Source organism: Vibrio maerlii, from assembly GCF_003415655.1.
GTDB classification, from domain to species: Bacteria; Pseudomonadota; Gammaproteobacteria; order Enterobacterales; family Vibrionaceae; genus Vibrio; species Vibrio maerlii.
In genome coordinates, this window is record NZ_QRHC01000008.1 from 24,869 (window position 1) to 43,086 (window position 18,218).

The 18,218-nt window shown below is 43.1% G+C and carries 14 protein-coding genes and 1 tRNA gene; 6 read left to right on the forward strand and 9 right to left on the reverse strand.

The annotated features are described in order from the left end of the window. Nucleotides 1-53: 53 nt before the first annotated feature. Entirely contained in the window at nt 54-1,184 is a 1,131-nt protein-coding gene (locus tag DPF91_RS14640; RefSeq protein ID WP_117235180.1) for a flagellar assembly protein FlgT, read from the forward strand. A 92-nt stretch (nt 1,185-1,276) separates the two neighbouring features. Beyond that, nucleotides 1,277-1,352 (forward strand) — tRNA-Arg (locus DPF91_RS14645). An 81-nt stretch (nt 1,353-1,433) separates the two neighbouring features. Here the strand turns inward: DPF91_RS14645 and DPF91_RS14650 are convergent. The 5 genes from DPF91_RS14650 to DPF91_RS14670 form a co-directional block, all read right to left on the reverse strand. Further along, nucleotides 1,434-1,841 (reverse strand): type 2 periplasmic-binding domain-containing protein, encoded by a 408-nt coding sequence (locus DPF91_RS14650; RefSeq protein ID WP_117235181.1) that lies wholly within the window; start codon nt 1,839-1,841, stop codon nt 1,434-1,436. Between the two features lie 10 nt (nt 1,842-1,851). Then, nucleotides 1,852-3,024: a hypothetical protein gene (locus DPF91_RS14655; protein ID WP_117235182.1), complete on the reverse strand. Its 1,173-nt coding sequence runs from the start codon at nt 3,022-3,024 to the stop codon at nt 1,852-1,854. Between the two features lie 123 nt (nt 3,025-3,147). Beyond that, nucleotides 3,148-4,614 carry a methyl-accepting chemotaxis protein gene (locus DPF91_RS14660; protein WP_117235349.1) on the reverse strand — a complete coding sequence of 489 codons (1,467 nt, stop codon included), beginning with the start codon at nt 4,612-4,614 and terminating at the stop codon, nt 3,148-3,150. A 459-nt stretch (nt 4,615-5,073) separates the two neighbouring features. Continuing rightward, on the reverse strand, nt 5,074-7,179 hold the full coding sequence (locus tag DPF91_RS14665) for a putative bifunctional diguanylate cyclase/phosphodiesterase (RefSeq protein ID WP_117235183.1): 2,106 nt from the start codon (nt 7,177-7,179) through the stop codon (nt 5,074-5,076). 11 nt (nt 7,180-7,190) lie between these two features. Beyond that, the gene (locus DPF91_RS14670; RefSeq protein ID WP_117235184.1) at nt 7,191-8,135 is read right to left on the reverse strand and encodes a phosphate/phosphite/phosphonate ABC transporter substrate-binding protein; all 945 of its coding nucleotides are present in this window, start codon (nt 8,133-8,135) and stop codon (nt 7,191-7,193) included. A gap of 503 nt (nt 8,136-8,638) precedes the next feature. Here DPF91_RS14670 and DPF91_RS14675 point away from each other — a divergent pair. After that, the gene (locus DPF91_RS14675) at nt 8,639-9,142 is read left to right on the forward strand and encodes a Fe3+-citrate ABC transporter substrate-binding protein (RefSeq protein ID WP_117235185.1); all 504 of its coding nucleotides are present in this window, start codon (nt 8,639-8,641) and stop codon (nt 9,140-9,142) included. A gap of 319 nt (nt 9,143-9,461) precedes the next feature. Next, on the forward strand, nt 9,462-10,262 hold the full coding sequence (nagB, locus tag DPF91_RS14680) for a glucosamine-6-phosphate deaminase (protein WP_117235186.1): 801 nt from the start codon (nt 9,462-9,464) through the stop codon (nt 10,260-10,262). Nucleotides 10,263-10,489: 227 nt separating this feature from the next. Here nagB and DPF91_RS14685 read toward each other — a convergent pair whose 3' ends face one another. The 3 genes from DPF91_RS14685 to DPF91_RS14695 all read right to left on the reverse strand — a co-directional run bounded on the left by DPF91_RS14685 (nt 10,490) and on the right by DPF91_RS14695 (nt 14,209). Next, on the reverse strand, nt 10,490-11,026 hold the full coding sequence (locus DPF91_RS14685; RefSeq protein ID WP_206355576.1) for an MltR family transcriptional regulator: 537 nt from the start codon (nt 11,024-11,026) through the stop codon (nt 10,490-10,492). Between the two features lie 50 nt (nt 11,027-11,076). Beyond that, nucleotides 11,077-12,225 (reverse strand): mannitol-1-phosphate 5-dehydrogenase, encoded by a 1,149-nt coding sequence (locus DPF91_RS14690; protein ID WP_117235188.1) that lies wholly within the window; start codon nt 12,223-12,225, stop codon nt 11,077-11,079. 94 nt (nt 12,226-12,319) lie between these two features. Beyond that, nucleotides 12,320-14,209, reverse strand: a complete 1,890-nt coding sequence (locus DPF91_RS14695) for a PTS mannitol transporter subunit IICBA (protein WP_117235189.1) — start codon at nt 14,207-14,209, stop codon at nt 12,320-12,322. Between the two features lie 468 nt (nt 14,210-14,677). Here DPF91_RS14695 and DPF91_RS14700 point away from each other — a divergent pair, with 468 nt between their 5' ends. Next, nucleotides 14,678-15,319: an HAD family hydrolase gene (locus DPF91_RS14700; RefSeq protein WP_117235190.1), complete on the forward strand. Its 642-nt coding sequence runs from the start codon at nt 14,678-14,680 to the stop codon at nt 15,317-15,319. 114 nt (nt 15,320-15,433) lie between these two features. On the opposite strand, the gene DPF91_RS14705 is transcribed toward DPF91_RS14700, so the two are convergent. Further along, entirely contained in the window at nt 15,434-17,020 is a 1,587-nt protein-coding gene (locus tag DPF91_RS14705) for an AbgT family transporter (RefSeq protein ID WP_117235191.1), read from the reverse strand. Between the two features lie 408 nt (nt 17,021-17,428). Here DPF91_RS14705 and tsaA point away from each other — a divergent pair, with 408 nt between their 5' ends. Then, nucleotides 17,429-18,124: a tRNA (N6-threonylcarbamoyladenosine(37)-N6)-methyltransferase TrmO gene (tsaA, locus tag DPF91_RS14710; RefSeq protein ID WP_117235192.1), complete on the forward strand. Its 696-nt coding sequence runs from the start codon at nt 17,429-17,431 to the stop codon at nt 18,122-18,124. Nucleotides 18,125-18,218 lie beyond the last annotated feature (94 nt).

An 18,218-nucleotide genomic window follows, 5' to 3' on the forward strand; every position in this document is an offset into this window, starting at 1 on the left:
AAATCTATCACTCAAACTTTAAGCAATAAGCGTACCCAATTGGTAAAAAGCTGATGAAAAAACATTTTTATGCCCTACTTTCAGTTATTTGTAGCCTTATCTCAATCAACAGCGTGAGCGCCGCTTGGTTTGAAGTGACAGGAACGGCAACGATCGTCTCGTCTGAAGAGGCAGCGAGGATCCACGCCTTAGAAGACGCGATCTACAAAGCTGTTCAATTTTCTGGCGCTGATATTGGCAGTATCTCCAACCTTCGACCGTTTTTAGAAACAGAAAGAAAGGAATACCAGTTCACCAATCACGAGGTACGCTACGTTCGAATCGACCGTGAACGCTCCCGTAGCGGTCAAATCGTGATTAATGCTCGTATCGATATCTATCCATCGGCAAATGGTTGCCATGTGGATCAATATAAGAAGACATTTTTGGTCGGCAACATTGATCTTGCCTCGCCGCAACAAGCGGTAATGGGTCAAATCTACAAGGTAGGCGATGACTTTTCACATGTGATCAATCGCCAAATCGATCAACAGTCACGTAGTTTTGTTTCGGTCGGTTCGACTGACTATGCACTTAGTAAAAATCAACCGGAGCGTTTAAAAATGATCGCTCAGGATCATGGTGCACAATACATCATGGCTGGTGTGATTACCGACTTAACCGCAACGATCGAACAAAAACTTCTACGTGATGATGTAATTAACCGTCAGTTCGCGTTAGAGATGTACGTCTACGATGGTAAAACCGGCCATGAGATATACAACCGTAACTATCGTGAAGTGGCGAACTGGCCTTTCCCGAAAACCAGCCAGGTAGATACTCGTAGCGCGCGCTTTTGGGCATCAACCTATGGTGACATGATGCTTCGCGTTAGCCGTAATATTATGCTCGACCTTGAATCGGAACTCTCTTGTAAGATCACTCTGCCTGAGATTGCTTACAAGTGGGGCAACACAATTACCATGGACCTTGGCCGTATGCATGGAGTAAAAGAGGGTGACAAACTGCAGCTATGGCATACCGGTTCATTCATCGACCAAAATGGCTTACCACGAAATAAAGTCAGCGAAAGTGGCATTACATTAACTGTAAGCCGAGTTTACGAGCATGAGGCTGAGCTAGCGGTTGACCAACCAGAACTTGCCGGTGCGATCCAAATTGGCGATGTAATGCATAAACTGTGATCAAGTTGCGACGCATGAGACTTTTCTCATTTGCAAGACGAACTTTAACGATGAGAGAATGACGTAAAGGTCTTAACGAATAAGACCTTTACGTCCCTATCGATTAACAGGATAAATCCCGGGCCTCCTAAGCCCGAGCTCCAGGTTCGAGTCCTGGTGGGGACGCCAATCGTTCAATTTGGTGCCTTTAGAACGAAAAATGCCAACCTTTTTAGGTTGGCATTATTGTTCACTGGTTAATGGGCGGTACTAGAATTTGAATAGTACTTTTACATCACCCGTTAGTGCTGACTCGTCAACATAACCAATGGCATTCGTATTGCCACTCACTTCTGCAATCATTGCAGAGTAATCGGCGACCTGAACAGGGGCTTCGGCTTTACCGGTAAAGACCAAACGCGACCAGCCAGATTGCAGCTGCGCTTCTGTACGACCTGTCGCCACTTCATGGAAAGCAATACGACCTGCATCACCATCCGTCAGTTCAACGATCTGCACCTTAGCACCGCTCATCTTGGTTTTCTTGCCCATGAAAAGCTTTTTCACATCACCTTGCTTTAGTGAATCGATACTGGCGTTATTGCCAATCACCACCATGCCCGCCATCGCATTGAAAGAGAGTGCAGAAGCCGCTAAAAGCGTAAATAATTTTTTCATCATGCTCTCCTTAGAATACGAAGTCTAAACGCGCTGAGTAGACAAGGGTGTCTTCTTCAACAAAACCACCACCAAGTAGCGGAGATACTACATTCTCTGTAGAGCCACCACTTGTGTCTTGATAATCAACATAGGTTACATCCAACTTAAGAGACATATTCTTTTCAAAATCCCAACGGGAGCCTACCGAATAAGCGATGCGCTCAAAGTTAAGACCTTGATTCAAACCATACGATATTTCGTCTGCCATCAAAGGACGCTCATCATCATCCGTTGTCTCCATCCAGCTCACCGAAGCATAAGGAGTAAACTCAGCCACTCGGTAGCCAACTAGACCAGAAACGGTACGGTAGTCGTAGTACTTACCTTCAAGCTGCACATCCGTCGCTTCGATGTTGACTAACGCAGACCCATTATCGTAGTTCATACCCGCAGAGACAAAGGTGCCATCTTGACCGTAGAGGTCTAAAGCCGTTGCCATGATGCATTGCTCTGAAGCTGTCACAACCTCGGCATTATTAGTAAAATCGACAGTCCCACATTCAGGATTCGCTTCCGCCACAAAATAAGACGCTCGAAGGGTCAAGTCTTCGTAGTTCCAGCTCGCTGCCAAGCCGTACATATTGTCTAGCTTCACCTCACCAGCAGCAGAATCATCTTCGTCGAGGGTTGCGATGCCAACTACAGGTTGTAGCATAAGACTTGAATTTTCAAACTCAATTGGGATGAGCAAATCAACACCAGTATGACCTTTTAGAAGAAGGTTTTCGTAGGTTTCTTGCGATGGACGAATCATCGGATATGCGTAACCGACATCTTGGAAGTCTGAATAAAAGAACAGTGGCAGACGCAACTTACCTGCACGCGCAGTTACGTTGTCAAACTCATAAGAGGCATATGCCATCTCAATTTTTGGGTCATAATCATAACGGCTATTCGCAACGATCTGCGTAACGAATTTAGCGCGCTCATTGATTTGGAAATCAAACTGGATACCGCCTAGCGTTTCCTGTTCCCACTCCACTTTATCATCAGTGTAACCGGCATACGCGATTGCATTGTCTGCTTTACCGACACCGACAGAACCAAACCCGCTGATAGAGAGATCATCCCAACTTGCAGCATTGACGGCACCACTGCCAGCAAGCGCGGCGATAGCCATCGCCAGAATAGACTTATTCATAACAAACTCCGTTATGTTATTTTAGTTATTAAACAGTATGTCATATCATTAATATTCAAATTTAACTCTAGACGAAACAAGCTCGATGTTCGTCTAGAGTGTGAGTAAAAATTTATGAGAAATTTATTGGACCTTGAAGTGCCCTGTTAGATCAGAAAGATCGTGAGTAATCTGGTTAATATCTTGTGCTACTTGTTCAAGCTCATTCACGCTGTCAGCCGTCACTTGGGCCATATCACGAATCTGTCCAACGTATCCTTCTACCTCTGTTGAGGTTTGTTCCTGTTCTTGAGTGGCAGATGCAATCATGTCATTGCGTGAACTTATCTCTTCAACATCGCGAGTGATCGCTTGCAGAGAGTCTTCAGCCACCAAGGACTTCTCAACACATGCTGCTGCTTTTGAAGCACTTTCAGAAATCAATTGTGATGCTGTCTTCGTCTGCTCTTGTAACTGCTGAAGAACATTGTGAATCTCTTGTGTAGATGTTTGTGTACGGCTTGCTAGTGTGCGAACTTCATCAGCAACGACTGCAAAACCTCGTCCCTGTTCGCCCGCGCGCGCTGCTTCGATAGCCGCATTCAACGCGAGCAGGTTTGTTTGCTCGGCAATCGCACTGATAGAATCTAGGATGGAGCCTGCACTTTGTGTGTTCGCATCCAGTTGTTGAACAAGTAGCGAGACATTTTCAACATCACTCGTCAACTCTTGCACGGCATGAATAGTACTCTTCACTTGCACTTCACCACGAGAAGCTTGGGATTTTGCGCTATTTGCAGACTCAGATGCGTCATTAGCGTTCGATGCAATATGTCTAGCCGCTTCAAATAATTGATCTAACGAATTAGACACCTCTTCGACAGCTTGATGTTGTTGATGAGACATACTTTTCGTTGACTGACTAGAAGAAACCAAACTATTCGAAATCATATCTAATTGCTTGATGCTCGAGATGGTATCTGTAATGTTTTGTTGCAGCTTTCCAACGAACATGTTGAACGAATCGACAAGCGGTTTGAGCTCATCATTTTTTGAATACTCGATACGTGCAGTTAGGTCACCATCCCCTTCAGAGATATCGCGCATCTTTGAAGAGATAATACCTAAATCAACGCGAATACGGCGAACGACGATCCAACTTGCAATGAGAATAAGCAGCATCGCTATCCCACCAAGAAGGCGCATCATCATACTTGAGCTTGAGTTTACCTCTTGAAGGTCTGTTACAGATGACTCAAATAACTCAACGCGCTGGCTTGAAAAGCTATCCATATCAGCAATCAATTTTTTCAGACGTTGTTGATTCTCGTTCGCTTGCTGAGCAGCCTTTGATAAATCGACATTACCATCGATCATGCCAAGAGCTAGGTCATAAGTACTCTGATAATAGTTCTTGAGTTGATTCTCTAGATTTTGAAGACTTGGCGCTAAGGCTGGTGCTAACTGACGTTGCAAATCAAAGTTTGCTTGAATATGACCCAAGGTTTCTTGGTTCATCTCTAAAAACTCTTCATCACCAACCGTTACAGCTAGGTTAAATCTTTCTGACAGTTGCTGAACCATCACGGCATTCAGTGACGCAGAGTTCATTATTGGGTAAACAACTTTATCTATCTCTGAGACTTTCTCTGTGTTTCTCGTCAGTGCGCTATTACCCACATAGGCAATACTGACAAACCCTAAAAGTGAGATAACTCCCAAGGTAATGACTTTTCCACGAATTGACAACATATTACATCCATGAATCTATTGGTAATTTATAATTTAGGGGGGGGGGGGAGGCATCTGTAAATTAGATATCTTTTAAAGAGAATAACATTCTATTTACAATAAATGTGCGGCACAGATCACACTGTTAATCGAGTTATAAAATTAGTCGCAAGGTCGCTGAGCCTATGCTGACAAATGAAATTACAACCCAATGAAAGAAAAAAACACTTACTCAGTGCCTTAGAAACTTCCGCTCTACTTGCTATCCAAACCCATTAGTATTTTGACATTCTATATATCAAATCTACATTCAATCATTTTTGCCCATACGATAAGTTATTATGCAACATGCTTATTGGTCTTAATAACTACATCGCCAATAGGCAATGGCTTAGAGTAAAAATAACCTTGGCCAAACTCACACTGCTCACTCTTTAAAAACTTCGCTTGTTCTTTTGTTTCTATCCCTTCCGCGACGACTCTAATGCTTAACTTTTTCGCCATTGAAATAATCGCTGAGCATAGAACATTATTAGTCATGTTCAGATCCTGACCAGATACAAAACTTCTATCAATCTTGAGTCCATCGACGGGTAGCTTCTGCAAATAACTGAGTGACGCGTACCCCGTACCAAAATCATCAAGCCAGATTTCTACTCCAAGTGCTCTAATTTGCATAAGGGTATCAATCGCGACTTGCCAGTTCTCCATCAAAGCCGTTTCTGTCACTTCGACTTGTAACTGATGAGGTTCGATACCCGACTCCTTAATTCTGGATTCTAAGTATGCGATAAGGTCCTGATCACGCAGCTGTTTTGCAGATACATTCACCGAAATGCTGAGATTAGAATCCATCTGAAAATCGATCGTATCTTTAATTACCTGGTCAAACACCCACTTACCTAAATCAACAATAAGACCTGTTGATTCGGCAATAGGAATGAAATCTGCGGGAGAAATGAACCCTTTTTCTGGATGTTTCCAACGCACTAACGCTTCATAACCTACAGTCGAGCCATCTTGCAATCTCACCTTCGGCTGATACCACACCTCGAAGTCCTGATAGTCACCTATCGCGAGCCTGAGATCTCGCTCCATCTCTTCAGCAATACTCAAGGAGTCTTCAAGTTGCTGTGAATAGAGTGTGCACTGATTCTTACCTAAAGATTTCGATGAGTACATTGCGAGGTCTGATTTTTTAATCAGCTCTTCCGCAAGATCACCTAAATTAGAGTAAGAAACAATACCAACGCTCGCACTTGCGTTAAACAATTCAGAACAACCCGTTAATACCATTGGCTCTCGTATTTCCTCCAACAACGTCTCTGCCATCGTAGAAGCTTGAGTCGTATCCTCGAGAGCACAAACGACAAATTCATCACCACCGACCCGAGCTGCAATATTGGAGGAATTCGATTCTTTTATCCTTCTATTGATTCTATCTGCTACAGTACAAAGCAGCTCATCACCCGCTTGGTGGCCAAAACTATCGTTTACCCGTTTGAAGCCATCTAAATCAATAAACAAAATGGCAAACGGTTGATACTGCCGCACATTGAGATCGATAAGATGTTGAATGTGCCTAATAAGGGTCACTCGATTGGGCAACTTCGTGAGAGAGTCATTAAAAGCCAAGAATTCGATCTCTGCTGTACGCTCCTCCAAACGGACATCGACGTCATTAATCGATCGAGCGAGCTCACTAAGTTCGTCTTTAGAAGAGATGGTGTTATATGTGCCATACTCACCGGTCTGTAAGCGTTTAGAATGCTTCAATAGCGAGTAGATAGGTCGAATCAAGCGATTAGCTAAGTTCAAAGACAAAAACAAACTGAGTACAGTGATGATGACAAAAACGAAAAAATTCAGTTGGTTAAACAATGATTCATTCGACTCACTTAGCTTTATGACCAGTTGTTCATGTTCAAGAATATCATTGTGAACCGCTTCCATAGAGTAGACAATTAGCACCCCCCCCAAGACATTATTTTGTAGCTTTAAAGGGGCGGCGAGCATCAGTGACTCTTGGGAAATATGTTCGTATATTTCGCTAAGCCCCAATACGCGGTGCTCAAGTTCTGGTAAATGAACTCTTTGACCGTAGCGATCATCAATATGACTCGAATGAAAAATCTTACCTTCTTGGTCGAACACCACCACTTTCTGAATACTATTGTCATTGGTGACGGGTTCTACCACATAGCGGATACCATCTAAATCGAAGAAGTACATGGGATCGACAACCGCATCGACTAAGTAATTCAGAGTCGTCGATGCCCTTTGTTTTGCTTGTTCAATGTAACTATTGGAGATATTTGTTGAAGTTACCGTCAACAACTCCTCGGTATAACGAGAACGAATATGACTTTGCGAATAAAAGAGAGCGAGTACGGTGAGAAGCATAAACACCGTGCTCGTCATCAATATTTTGCCTTTTAACTTCATACAGGTTCTCTTTAATGCTCAATTAAAGATGAAGTCGCCCCAATTTCGCGAATAGTCCGGAGAGACTCTTCAGTGACGGTATCAAAGAGGGTAGTTTTCTTAAACGCTTTTAGGGCTTCTTGCCCTTCTTCCGTTGTTTCTGCACTAAACAATAACTGCTGTATCTCTTTTTTAAGCGATTCATCTAATGATGAGCGCACCAGCATTAAGGCTCTTGGAACGTCAGGAGTTCGATAAAAAATTGTTAGGTTTGACTCGATTTCAGGTGTGATTTCTTTTTCCCAATCTTGGTTACTAAAAGCCGTGGCAGCAACAATTTCATTGTCCACCCAAGACATCATGTTTGACTCATCACCATAACGAGAGAGTTCATCAGCAAAGAAGTAACCAATCTCACCGGGTTGAGGTCGTTCTCGAGGTGAAGACACTTCACCTAATTGATATCCTTGTTGAATAAGTGTTGCTGCCGGCAGCAAATAGGCACTGGTGGATAATCGGTCTTCAAATACAATAATTTTCCCAACGAGATCATCAAAGCTACTAACGTTGCTATCTACACGGGAGAAAAAGATTGAGTGGTATTCTGCTGCCCCGTCCTTCCATTGACGAGCAATGATCTCAGCAAGCTCTACTTGCTCTAGTTGATAAGCAGCAAAAATAGTCTCGGAAAAAAGGTCGACTTGGCCGTTCTTAAGCCATCGCTGCAGCTCACGTAGATCTCGTGCTACCTTCACCTCACCATGGGTATAACCCAAATGTTTTAGGTTCAAGGCTAAATAATCAGAGAGTGGCTGCGCACGTTTGAATGCCTTTTTAGGCTTGGAGCTAATAACCCCTATAACAAATGCCTGTTCGGTACTATTTTCTGCTTTAGTAACGACAGGGAAAGAAGCGAATAAAAATAGACATAAAAATGAAACAAGGCCAAAATTACGACGGTTTAACTGTTGTGCCATATATCTTCCTTAACACCGAGATTCAGCATCCATACAATCAGTACAGCGTTTTATATTCTCAAATTAAAGCAGCGAATAAAAGAGCATTTTATTGTTAATATCCAGTTAATGAGGTGATGAAAAAATCACATTTGGTAATGTTTTATTAAGTTGCCTCTCCCAAAGTCATAACTTATTGAATGAGCTGTCATTTATTTATTCTTGTTATTGACGATTCGTCAAAGTAGTTAATGAACTCTTTCATTCTGCGATTGAGATTTTGTTATTCAAATCACATTGAATTTATAAATCAAGAGCGAAAAGCAAGCCTATAATGTGCAACTTGACCAATAAAAATCAAACTGTAGTGATAGTGCCTAACAACAAATGTGACTAAGCTAGATGAAAGGTAGAAATGAATCGTTTACATTTACACTCGGTTTCCCGATGAAACCTATTAAACTTTTCGTTCTTAGAATCATCGCTTATTATTAATAATACGATTATCAGTAGCTGTAACCCTTATGCCGCAGAAGAAACAACCTACCACCGAACATCGCTTTATTTCCCAAAGCAAAGCTGCATTTAAAATTCATATCCACACCCCTGAAGATACAATCCTGAGCCGCTCTATCGGCTATCTTAAAATTGGTGAAGAGGAAGGATTGAAAAAGGCCATTAAAACCAGAAATGAGTTAGGCAAAGAACTGTGGGGGAAACACTGGTCACGCATTCTTAATGACCCTACCGTCATGCTAAGACTACCCCACTCTTTAGAGCCAAAGATCGTTCATAAGCCGAGCCCTACCAAAGATAATCCTGACAATCGTGATACTTGCTATATTGCCAAATGGCGAGAGGTCGATGAAGACGGTAAGTACAAATATAAGACGGTTGTTCGCTCTATCAACAAGTACGGCAAGCTCGCCGCTTATTCGCAAACCAAGCGCGCCCTGCTCGATGCTCACAAAGAGAATCTAGAGATCCTCACTTATATGGGTCGGTTGAGTAGTATTGATTTGAAATAGAGCCTAGATAACAGGTAATACATAGATAAAAGGTTAACGGCATTCCTTTTCCCTTTAAGCACACGACCTTTTATCTTTCACTTTTTCTTTAACCGCCCCTTCTTTTGCTTCAATAATTTTCCTACAAACCATCCTCAGCCGCCCGTTATTATCTATACAATAAGATTACAAAATGATTCAAAAATTGTAACTTGTGGCTCTAGATCTCATCTTTGGCAAAAAAACACACATTTATTTGGGCCAATCTATAGTCAGATTCGAACACTTATTTTATAATGCGAAATAACAAGACAAAACTTCAATCCATAGAGGTCATACAATGAGACTTATTCCATTAAACAACGCTGAACAAGTAGGTAAGTGGGCAGCTCGTCATATCGTAAACAAGATCAACGCATTCCAGCCAACTGCTGAGAAACCATTCGTTCTTGGTCTACCAACAGGTGGCACTCCTCTATCAACTTACAAAGCGCTAATCGAGCTATACAAAGCTGGAAAAGTAAGCTTCAAACACGTTGTGACTTTCAACATGGATGAGTACGTTGGTATTGACCCTAGCCACCCTGAGTCTTACCGCTCTTTCATGTATAACAACTTTTTCAACCACGTTGATATCCAAGAAGAGAACATCAACCTGCTAGACGGCCTAGCAGACGACATCGATGCTCACTGCGCAGCGTACGAAGAAAAAATGCGTTCTTACGGTAAGGTTAACCTGTTCATGGGTGGCGTTGGCATCGACGGTCACATCGCATTCAACGAACCTGGTTCTTCTCTAGCATCTCGTACTCGTATTAAAACTCTGACGCAAGAAACTCGCATCGCGAACTCTCGTTTCTTCGATGGCGACATCAACCAAGTACCTAAGTACGCTCTAACTATCGGTGTTGCTACTCTACTAGACGCTGAAGAAGTAATGATCCTGACTCTGGGTCATAACAAAGCACAAGCTCTGCAAGTGGCAATCGAAGGTTCTGTAAACCACATGTGGACTGTTACAGCTCTTCAAATGCACCCTAAAGCGGTTATCGTTGCTGATGAGCCAGCTCAACAAGAGCTAAAAGTTAAGACGCTTCGCTACTTCCAAGAGCTAGAAGCTGAGAACATCCAAGACCTATAAGAGTCAAGGATGGGCTGCGGCCTAAAGAACGCTTCGCTATAGGTTTTAGAAAACCTAAAGAAGCAGAAAATACGAAGGGGTTGATGTTTCGCATCAACCCCTTACTTTTAATAACAAACTAAGCTCAATTGTTGTTAATCCCAAACTCTCAACTCTTACTTTCCAAATCATAGGCACAAAAAAACCTGCATCCTGCAGGTCCATTTCTTTTCGAATTTTATGCTGTCTTATGACGTCAGTGCGTTATCACGGCACAGCTCATTCACTATATCCGTAACCGCAAGTACTATGGTTGATTGGACTTTTTGATTATGGCGACCTTGAAACATTTCCAGCATAGGGCCACTCATCCCTTCAACAAGCGCAGGGTCATAATCGATTGGCATAATTTTTTGGATAGCATTCACCTTATTCAACTCAAAGATGACGTTTATATCCATAAAGTTGATTTTATCTTCTTCTAGCTTCGCGAACTCTTTCAGTGTGACGAAAATTTCAATGTCGTCGTAGACTTCCTTACTAATCACACCAAGACCAAGCAATAACTTGGTACGCACTGCAATCTCACCCAAAGGACCAGAGCTCGTTAATAGTGGCTCCACCACGAATTTCACCGCATAGTCATCTTTGTGGAAGATGTTTTGTAGCAGTGCATCGACGGTATCATCAAGCGCATCATAAGCCGCCATCAGGATCTCTCCTGCGCCTTCTGCTTCTGACAGAGCTTCTAATAGTTCGGTTTCGTGGGTTGGATGTATTGGCATAACGCTTCTATAAGAAGAAAGTGCCACTTGCGTGGCACCTTTCATTTGTATCATTTCATTGCTAGGTAAGCTTGTTCCGCTAGTTTAACAACTTCTGAGTCTTTATTCAGCTCTGAATAGTGTGCTAGCGTCTCAGCAAAACCTTTTTCTGCGAACATTGCTTGAAGTTCAACCGCTTGAGGGTCATCTTCATTCTTGTAATGGAACGCAGCCGCGATACCTTTCAATAGGTTTTCGTTTGGTAGACCGTATTCAAGCGTACCGTTAAGTGGCTTGATAAGACGATCTTGTGGGCTTAGCTTACGGATTGGTTGACGACCAACGCGGTCAACTTCGTCACGTAGGTAAGGGTTAGCAAAACGACCAAGGATTTTCTGAATGTAAGCCGCGTGTGCTTCTGGGTCAAAGCCGTAACGCTTAATTAGGACCGCACCACTCTCTTCCATTGTCGCAGTCACTTGTGCACGGATTTCATCGTTCTCGATAGAATCTTTGATTGTCTCAAGACCCGCCAGTACACCAAGGTAAGCCGTTACTAGGTGACCTGTGTTAAGGGTAAATAGTTTACGCTCAACGAAAGCCATAAGGTTATCTGTGCATTCCATACCAGGGATGTTTGGAATCTCACCTTTAAATTGAGTTTGATCTACGATCCACTCGCTGAATGTTTCTACTGTAACTGCTAGAGGATCAGTCTCACCAGCTTCTGCCGGTGGAACAATACGGTCTACCGCAGAGTCAACGAAACCGATGTTCTCTTCAGTAAATGCTTTCATTTCATCAGACAGGTGATCAAGAACTGCCGCTTTAAGCTGGCTAGTACCACGAACCATGTTTTCTGCAGCGATGATGTTCATCGGTGCTGTATTACCCGCTGCTGCACGCTTCTCGATGCCTTGAGCGATAGACTTAGAGATGATTTTTAGAACTGTTGGGCCAACTGCTGTTGTGATTAGGTCAGATTCAGCAATGCAATCTACTACAGCGTCAGTTGCTGAGTTTACTGCAGTTACGTTCTTAACTGTCTCAACCACACACTCTTCACCCACGATCTTTACTGGGTATTCTTGGCGCTCGATTAATGCATTTACAACCGTCTCGTTTACGTCTGCAAATGTTACGCGGATACCAGCGTCAGCTAGAAGCTTACCAATGAATCCACGACCGATGTTACCTGCACCAAAATGTAGAGCTTTCATAACGTTTTCCTAAAGTGTCAAAGTAAAAAATAAAAATATAAAATCGAAAATGAGGCCAGAGGGGGTATCTGGCCTCCATACTTAGGAGCTTTGATTAAGCGTTCAAGATGTTTAATACGTCTTGAGGGTTCGTTGTGTTTTGCAGTTTCTCTACCGCTTCTTCATCGTCTAGAGAGTTAGTGATAGCCATCAATACCATATTGTGTTCATCACCTTGTGCTGCAATACCGATAACCATCTTTGCGATATCATCTTCGTCATCACCCCATTGGATACCCTCTGGGTACTGACAGAACACGATGCCAGTCTTCTGTACGTATTGTTTCGCTTCGATAGTACCGTGAGGAACCGCAATTGATTCACCTAGGTAAGTCGATACAAGTTCTTCGCGAGCAAACATACCTTCCACGTATTCAGGAGCTACGTTGCCCAGTTTTACTAGTTGCTCACCAGCAAACTTAATTGCGTCTTGCTTGTTGTCAGATTTAAGACCTAGGAATACAGCGTCAGCAGTTAGAGTCAGACCTTCTTCTTTCTCTTCTGCGGCAGGAGCTGCTGGCGCTTCAGCCTTTTTTGCATCACCTTTCTGTGCTTCAACAAGTTCAGCAACTAGGTTGTCGTATACCGCACCGTCTAGGAAGTTGTTCAGAGACATGTGCATTGCACCCGGAATTGTCTTACGAGCACGGTCCGTCAGGTCTTTGTGTGTAATTACGATTTGTGAATCCGCTGGTAGTGCGTTGATAGCGTAGTTCGTTACCGTAATATCTAGGCCTGCAGCGTCTACTTTCTTACGTAGTAGACCAGCACCCATTGCACTTGAACCCATACCCGCATCACACGCTACGTATACTGCTTTCACGTCAGCTAGGTTGATGTCAGCACCCGTCGCTTGACCTTTAGAAGACGCTTTCATGTCATTCATTTGCGCAGATGCTTTTTCTAGAGAATCTTCATCCTCGTCTTGAGAAGTCGTCTTAAGCAGGATAGAAGCGACAATGAACGATACAGCTGTTGCAGCGACTACCGATAGGATTACACCTAGGTAAGCACCTTTAGGTGTCATCAGTAGAATCGCAAAGATAGAACCCGGAGACGCTGGAGAAATTAGACCAGAGCTGAACATTACGTTTACGAATACACCAGTCATACCACCTGCGATAACCGCTAGGATTAGACGTGGGTTCATTAGTACGTATGGGAAGTAAATCTCGTGAATACCACCTAGGAAGTGGATGATAGATGCACCTGCAGCAGATTGCTTCGCGCTACCTTTACCAAATACCATGTACGCTAGTAGTAGACCAAAACCTGGACCTGGGTTCGCTTCGATTAGGAAGAAGATTGAACGGCCAAGCTCTTCAGATTGCTGGATACCTAGTGGAGAGAAGATACCGTGGTTAATAGCGTTGTTTAGGAATAGGATTTTCGCAGGTTCAACGAAGATAGATGCTAGAGGAAGAGCACCCGCTTCAACCATTGCGTTTACACCAGCCGCTAGACCGTTAGACAGTACTTTAACTGCAGGACCGATTAGGTAGAACGCAAGGATTGCGCAAACCATACCAATGATACCAGCAGAGAAGTTGTTCACTAGCATTTCGAAGCCGCTCTTCACTTTACCGTGCATAGCGTCATCGAATTTCTTAATTGCGATACCACCTAGTGGACCTACAATCATTGCACCCATGAACATTGGAATGTCTGTACCAACAATTACACCCATAGTTGTGATAGCACCAACAACCGCACCGCGGTCGCCGCCAACCATCTTACCACCGGTGTAACCGATCAATAGTGGTAGCAAGTAAGTGATCATTGGACCAACAAGTGCTGCCAGTGTTTCGTTTGGCAACCAACCCGTTGGAATGAATAGAGCAGTAATGAAACCCCACGCGATAAACGCGCCGATGTTTGGCATTACCATGTTCGAAAGGAATCGACCAAAGTTCTGTACTTTGATCTTCGCTTCTGGTGATAGCATAAGGTTAACCCCGTGTTTATTGGATGGCCAAATGGCCCAAAGTGTTTGTTCAAAAGTTGATTAAAATGTATCACAAGATTTCCAAATTGCAGCCCAACCCTAAATTTTGTGACATATATCACATCGGCAAATCCAAAACCCAAACCGCAAAGTGATATAGATCGCACAAAACACGTGTTTTTAAATTACAGTTTCATATATATGATAATGACTATCAACAAATAGTGATCAGCCTCACAATCATAAACAGCAACCACCCCAAATAGTTAGTGACCAATATCACATTTTTATTATTGGAATTATTTTTGTGAATTAGATCAGCACATTAAAGCAGCACCTCAAAGACAACCAATATGCAACAAGTTTCAATTTATATGGTTATTTGTAATTAAGTTACACATTGATTTTTTGATTGATTAGAGAGCTGTGGTAAAAAGATAAGGTACCCACAACAAAAATAAGAGAATTATGATTACAACATTATTGTTTGATATGGACGGGCTTATCTTCGATACCGAGTCTGTTTACAAGAAAAGCTGGCAATATGCTGCGAGTGAGCAAGGCTTAGATTTAAACGATGAGTTCTACCAAAACTTTTTAGGTGTCCAAGACCCACAGTGTGAAGCAATGATGCAAGATCGCTTTGGCGAAGCACTAGATTTACCTCATTTTAGAGAAGTAAGGGATAACCACTTCCACGAATCTCGAGAACAAGGGATTGATTACAAACAAGGCTTCGCTGATCTGTTCAAAGCCTTAAAAGAGAGGAAACTTCGCTGCGCTCTTGTCACCTCGTCTCACCTACCTGATGTAAAACACAACTTCCTAGGCAGTGACTATCTGTCTCAATTCGATCTCGTGATTACCGCAGAAGATGTAGACAATGGCAAACCGGCCCCGGACTGCTACCTGATGGCATGCGAAAAGCTTGGCGTACAACCAAGTGAGTGCTTGGTACTAGAAGATTCGAACAATGGAGTACGCTCTGGCCTAGCCGCAGGCTGCCAAGTAACAATGATCCCAGATATGCTTCCACCAGCAGAAGAGCTGGTTGATAAGGTTATTTTGAACAACAGCTTGCTGGATGTGGTTGGATTACTAGAGAGCTAGAGAAAAATAAGGGGGTTGACGTGTAAGCGTCAACCCCCTATTTCGTATGTCTGAAAAATCTAGATATCTAGTTTTCCAAGAGCGAAGCGCTCTAGCTTTCTAATCTATTTAGGATTAAGGCGTGTAGTACGTCGCTGCGCCTGGGCCTACAGGTAGACCAAATACGAATACCCATACGTAGAATAGTACACTCCAACCTACAAGGAAGCAGATTGAGTAAGGAAGCATAGTCGCGATCAGCGTACCAATACCTAGGTTCTTCATGTAACGCGTTGCTACGGCTAGGATTAGACCGAAGTAGCTCATCATAGGTGTGATGATGTTCGTTGTTGAGTCACCGATACGGTAAGCCGCCTGGATAGTTTCCGGAGCGTAACCAACTAGCATTAGCATTGGAACGAAGATAGGTGCAGTTACTGCCCACTGAGCAGATGCAGAACCAATCATTAGGTTAATGAAGCCACACATTAGAATGAATGCGAAGAACAACATTGGACCTGTTAGACCGATGCTTTGTAGGAAGTCTGCACCCGCTACTGCGAATACTTGACCGAAGTTAGTCCACTTGAAGAAAGCAACGAACTGAGCTGCAAAGAATACCAGTACGATGTACATGCCCATAGAAGACATAGACTTCGACATAGCATCAATCACATCACGGTCAGACTTCATTGTGCCCGTCACTTTACCGTAAACAAAGCCAGGAACAGCAAAGAATACGAAGATGAACGCTACGATACTTTTTAAGAATGGAGAACCCGCAACTGTGCCAGCGTCTGAACGAAGTACGCCGTCAGCAGGAACGATAGTCCATGCCAGAATTGCAGAAACAACTAGAACTGCGATACCAGCTAGCTTAAGACCTTTCTTCTCAACTGCAGTTAGAGAACCCATTGAATCGTTTGATAGATCTTCTGCTGCTTCTTCATCGTTGTATTTACCAAGTTTTGGCTCAACGATTTTTTCAGTTACAAATGCACCCGTAATCGCAATGAAGAACGTTGAAACAAACATGAAGTACCAGTTTGATTCAGGACCAACGCTATAAGTTGGGTCGATCATTTGCGCTGCAGTTTCTGTAATACCAGAAAGCAGTGGGTCAACCGTACCAATAAGCAGGTTTGCAGAATAACCACCAGATACACCCGCAAATGCTGCAGCAAGACCTGCAAGAGGGTGACGACCTAGTGAGTGGAATAACATTGCCGCTAGTGGAATTAGTACCACATAGCCCAATTCTGATGCGGTATTAGAAATGATACCTGCAAAAACAACCGTTACGGTAACCATGCGCTGAGAAGCACCCATTACCAAACCACGCATTGCTGCAGAAAGTAGACCTGAGTGCTCAGCGATAGCAACACCAAGCATTGCTACTAACACTGTACCTAACGGAGCAAAGCCAACGAAGTTTTTCACTAGGTTAGTTACGATAAGCTGTAGGCCTTCAGCATTTAGCAGACTTACTACGTGGATCATACCATCAGCAGCACGACCTGAAGCGCCTTCTGGACGAGGGTCCATGACTGATACTTCGAAGTAACCTGCAATTCCCGAAAGAACAAGGATAGCAACACAGAAGATTGCAAAAAGAGTGATCGGGTGTGGTAATAGGTTACCAAGGTATTCTACGCCATCAAGAAAGCGCGTAAACAACGGCTTCTTTGGTGAGTTTTGTTTTATTGAAGCAGATGAACTCATCTGTTCCCTCCATGTATTAATTCCTGTTGGGTTGTGACGTTAAAATCACAAAGCCCGCGCAGGGTAATAGACATAGAGCACAATTGGAACAGTAAAATGTTTCCAATTGTAAATATAAAGGCTAATTGCGCTGCTATATGCCTAAAACGCAAGCAAAAACCCCTAAAAGTCATGTTATTGTTAAATTATTGTTCTAATTCTTGATGGGATTTAGATCACGCTTAGAAACCGAAGTGAGCAACTATATTCACAATGAGAACCTATTAAATACGGAGCTCACTATTAATTGGTCTATCATTTACTTCTAAACGGCCTTAAATCTAGAGTTCGTTTTGCAGATGACATACAGCTGACACTTCAATTGTGATAGTTTGTTTACCCTCCTATTTAGTCGATTAGAACCGTCTTATGTATTCCATCTCACCTATTGGTTATATCGAAAGCCCATACAAAGAAAAATTTGCAGTGCCAAGACAACCTAGCCTTGTGTCGACAGCCACATCTCGCGTACGTCTTGCTGGTGAAGCCAATTGCCCTGAATCTCTGCGAGGTATCGAGCAATTCAGTCACATTTGGCTGTTATTCCTATTTGATCAAAACCTGGAGCAGGGCTGGAAGCCGACCGTACGCCCACCTAGGCTGGGAGGGAATGAGAGGATTGGAGTGTTCGCTTCACGCGCTACTTTCCGTCCAAATGGTATCGGCATGTCTGCTGTCGAAGTAAAAGGAGTCACAAAACAGGGCGATCAGATGTATCTCGAACTAGGCAATGTCGATTTGGTCGACGGAACGCCTATTGTCGATATTAAACCTTATATCCCTTATTCAGATGCCATTGATGATGCAAAAGGCGGCTACGCAGAAGAAGAGCCCACCACTAGTGAGGTAATCTTCTCAGTTCAACCAAGATCTCTATTATTAGACAGACCCAATGGTGACACAGAGAAAGAGGTCATTAGCCAAGTTCTGGCTCAAGATCCTCGTCCTGCTTACAAGAAGAATAAGCTCGACCTAAAAGAATATGCGGTAAATTTGTTCGATATGAACGTTAAGTTCACGGTTACAGACAACTTAGTGACAGTTACAGCAATCGAAAGCTTTTGAGATTCGCCATAGGCTGATATAATTTCGGGCTAATTTTTATTTATCATTTCTCTCTAAAGAGTGAAGTGATTCCTTCAATCATGATGAAACGGAT

Excerpts from the sequence above, each read along its gene's own strand:
- DPF91_RS14655 (WP_117235182.1), bottom strand. The coding sequence starts at position 3,024 with ATGAATAAGTCTATTCTGGCGATGGCTATCGCCGCGCTTGCTGGCAGT.
- DPF91_RS14670 (WP_117235184.1), bottom strand. The coding sequence starts at position 8,135 with ATGGCACAACAGTTAAACCGTCGTAATTTTGGCCTTGTTTCATTTTTA.
- nagB (WP_117235186.1), top strand. The coding sequence starts at position 9,462 with ATGAGACTTATTCCATTAAACAACGCTGAACAAGTAGGTAAGTGGGCA.
- DPF91_RS14690 (WP_117235188.1), bottom strand. The coding sequence starts at position 12,225 with ATGAAAGCTCTACATTTTGGTGCAGGTAACATCGGTCGTGGATTCATT.
- DPF91_RS14675 (WP_117235185.1), top strand. The coding sequence starts at position 8,639 with ATGCCGCAGAAGAAACAACCTACCACCGAACATCGCTTTATTTCCCAA.
- DPF91_RS14640 (WP_117235180.1), top strand. The coding sequence starts at position 54 with ATGAAAAAACATTTTTATGCCCTACTTTCAGTTATTTGTAGCCTTATC.
- DPF91_RS14700 (WP_117235190.1), top strand. The coding sequence starts at position 14,678 with ATGATTACAACATTATTGTTTGATATGGACGGGCTTATCTTCGATACC.
- DPF91_RS14665 (WP_117235183.1), bottom strand. The coding sequence starts at position 7,179 with ATGAAGTTAAAAGGCAAAATATTGATGACGAGCACGGTGTTTATGCTT.
- DPF91_RS14685 (WP_206355576.1), bottom strand. The coding sequence starts at position 11,026 with ATGCCAATACATCCAACCCACGAAACCGAACTATTAGAAGCTCTGTCA.
- DPF91_RS14660 (WP_117235349.1), bottom strand. The coding sequence starts at position 4,614 with ATGAACTCTGCGTCACTGAATGCCGTGATGGTTCAGCAACTGTCAGAA.
- tsaA (WP_117235192.1), top strand. The coding sequence starts at position 17,429 with ATGTATTCCATCTCACCTATTGGTTATATCGAAAGCCCATACAAAGAA.
- DPF91_RS14695 (WP_117235189.1), bottom strand. The coding sequence starts at position 14,209 with ATGCTATCACCAGAAGCGAAGATCAAAGTACAGAACTTTGGTCGATTC.
- DPF91_RS14705 (WP_117235191.1), bottom strand. The coding sequence starts at position 17,020 with ATGAGTTCATCTGCTTCAATAAAACAAAACTCACCAAAGAAGCCGTTG.
- DPF91_RS14650 (WP_117235181.1), bottom strand. The coding sequence starts at position 1,841 with ATGAAAAAATTATTTACGCTTTTAGCGGCTTCTGCACTCTCTTTCAAT.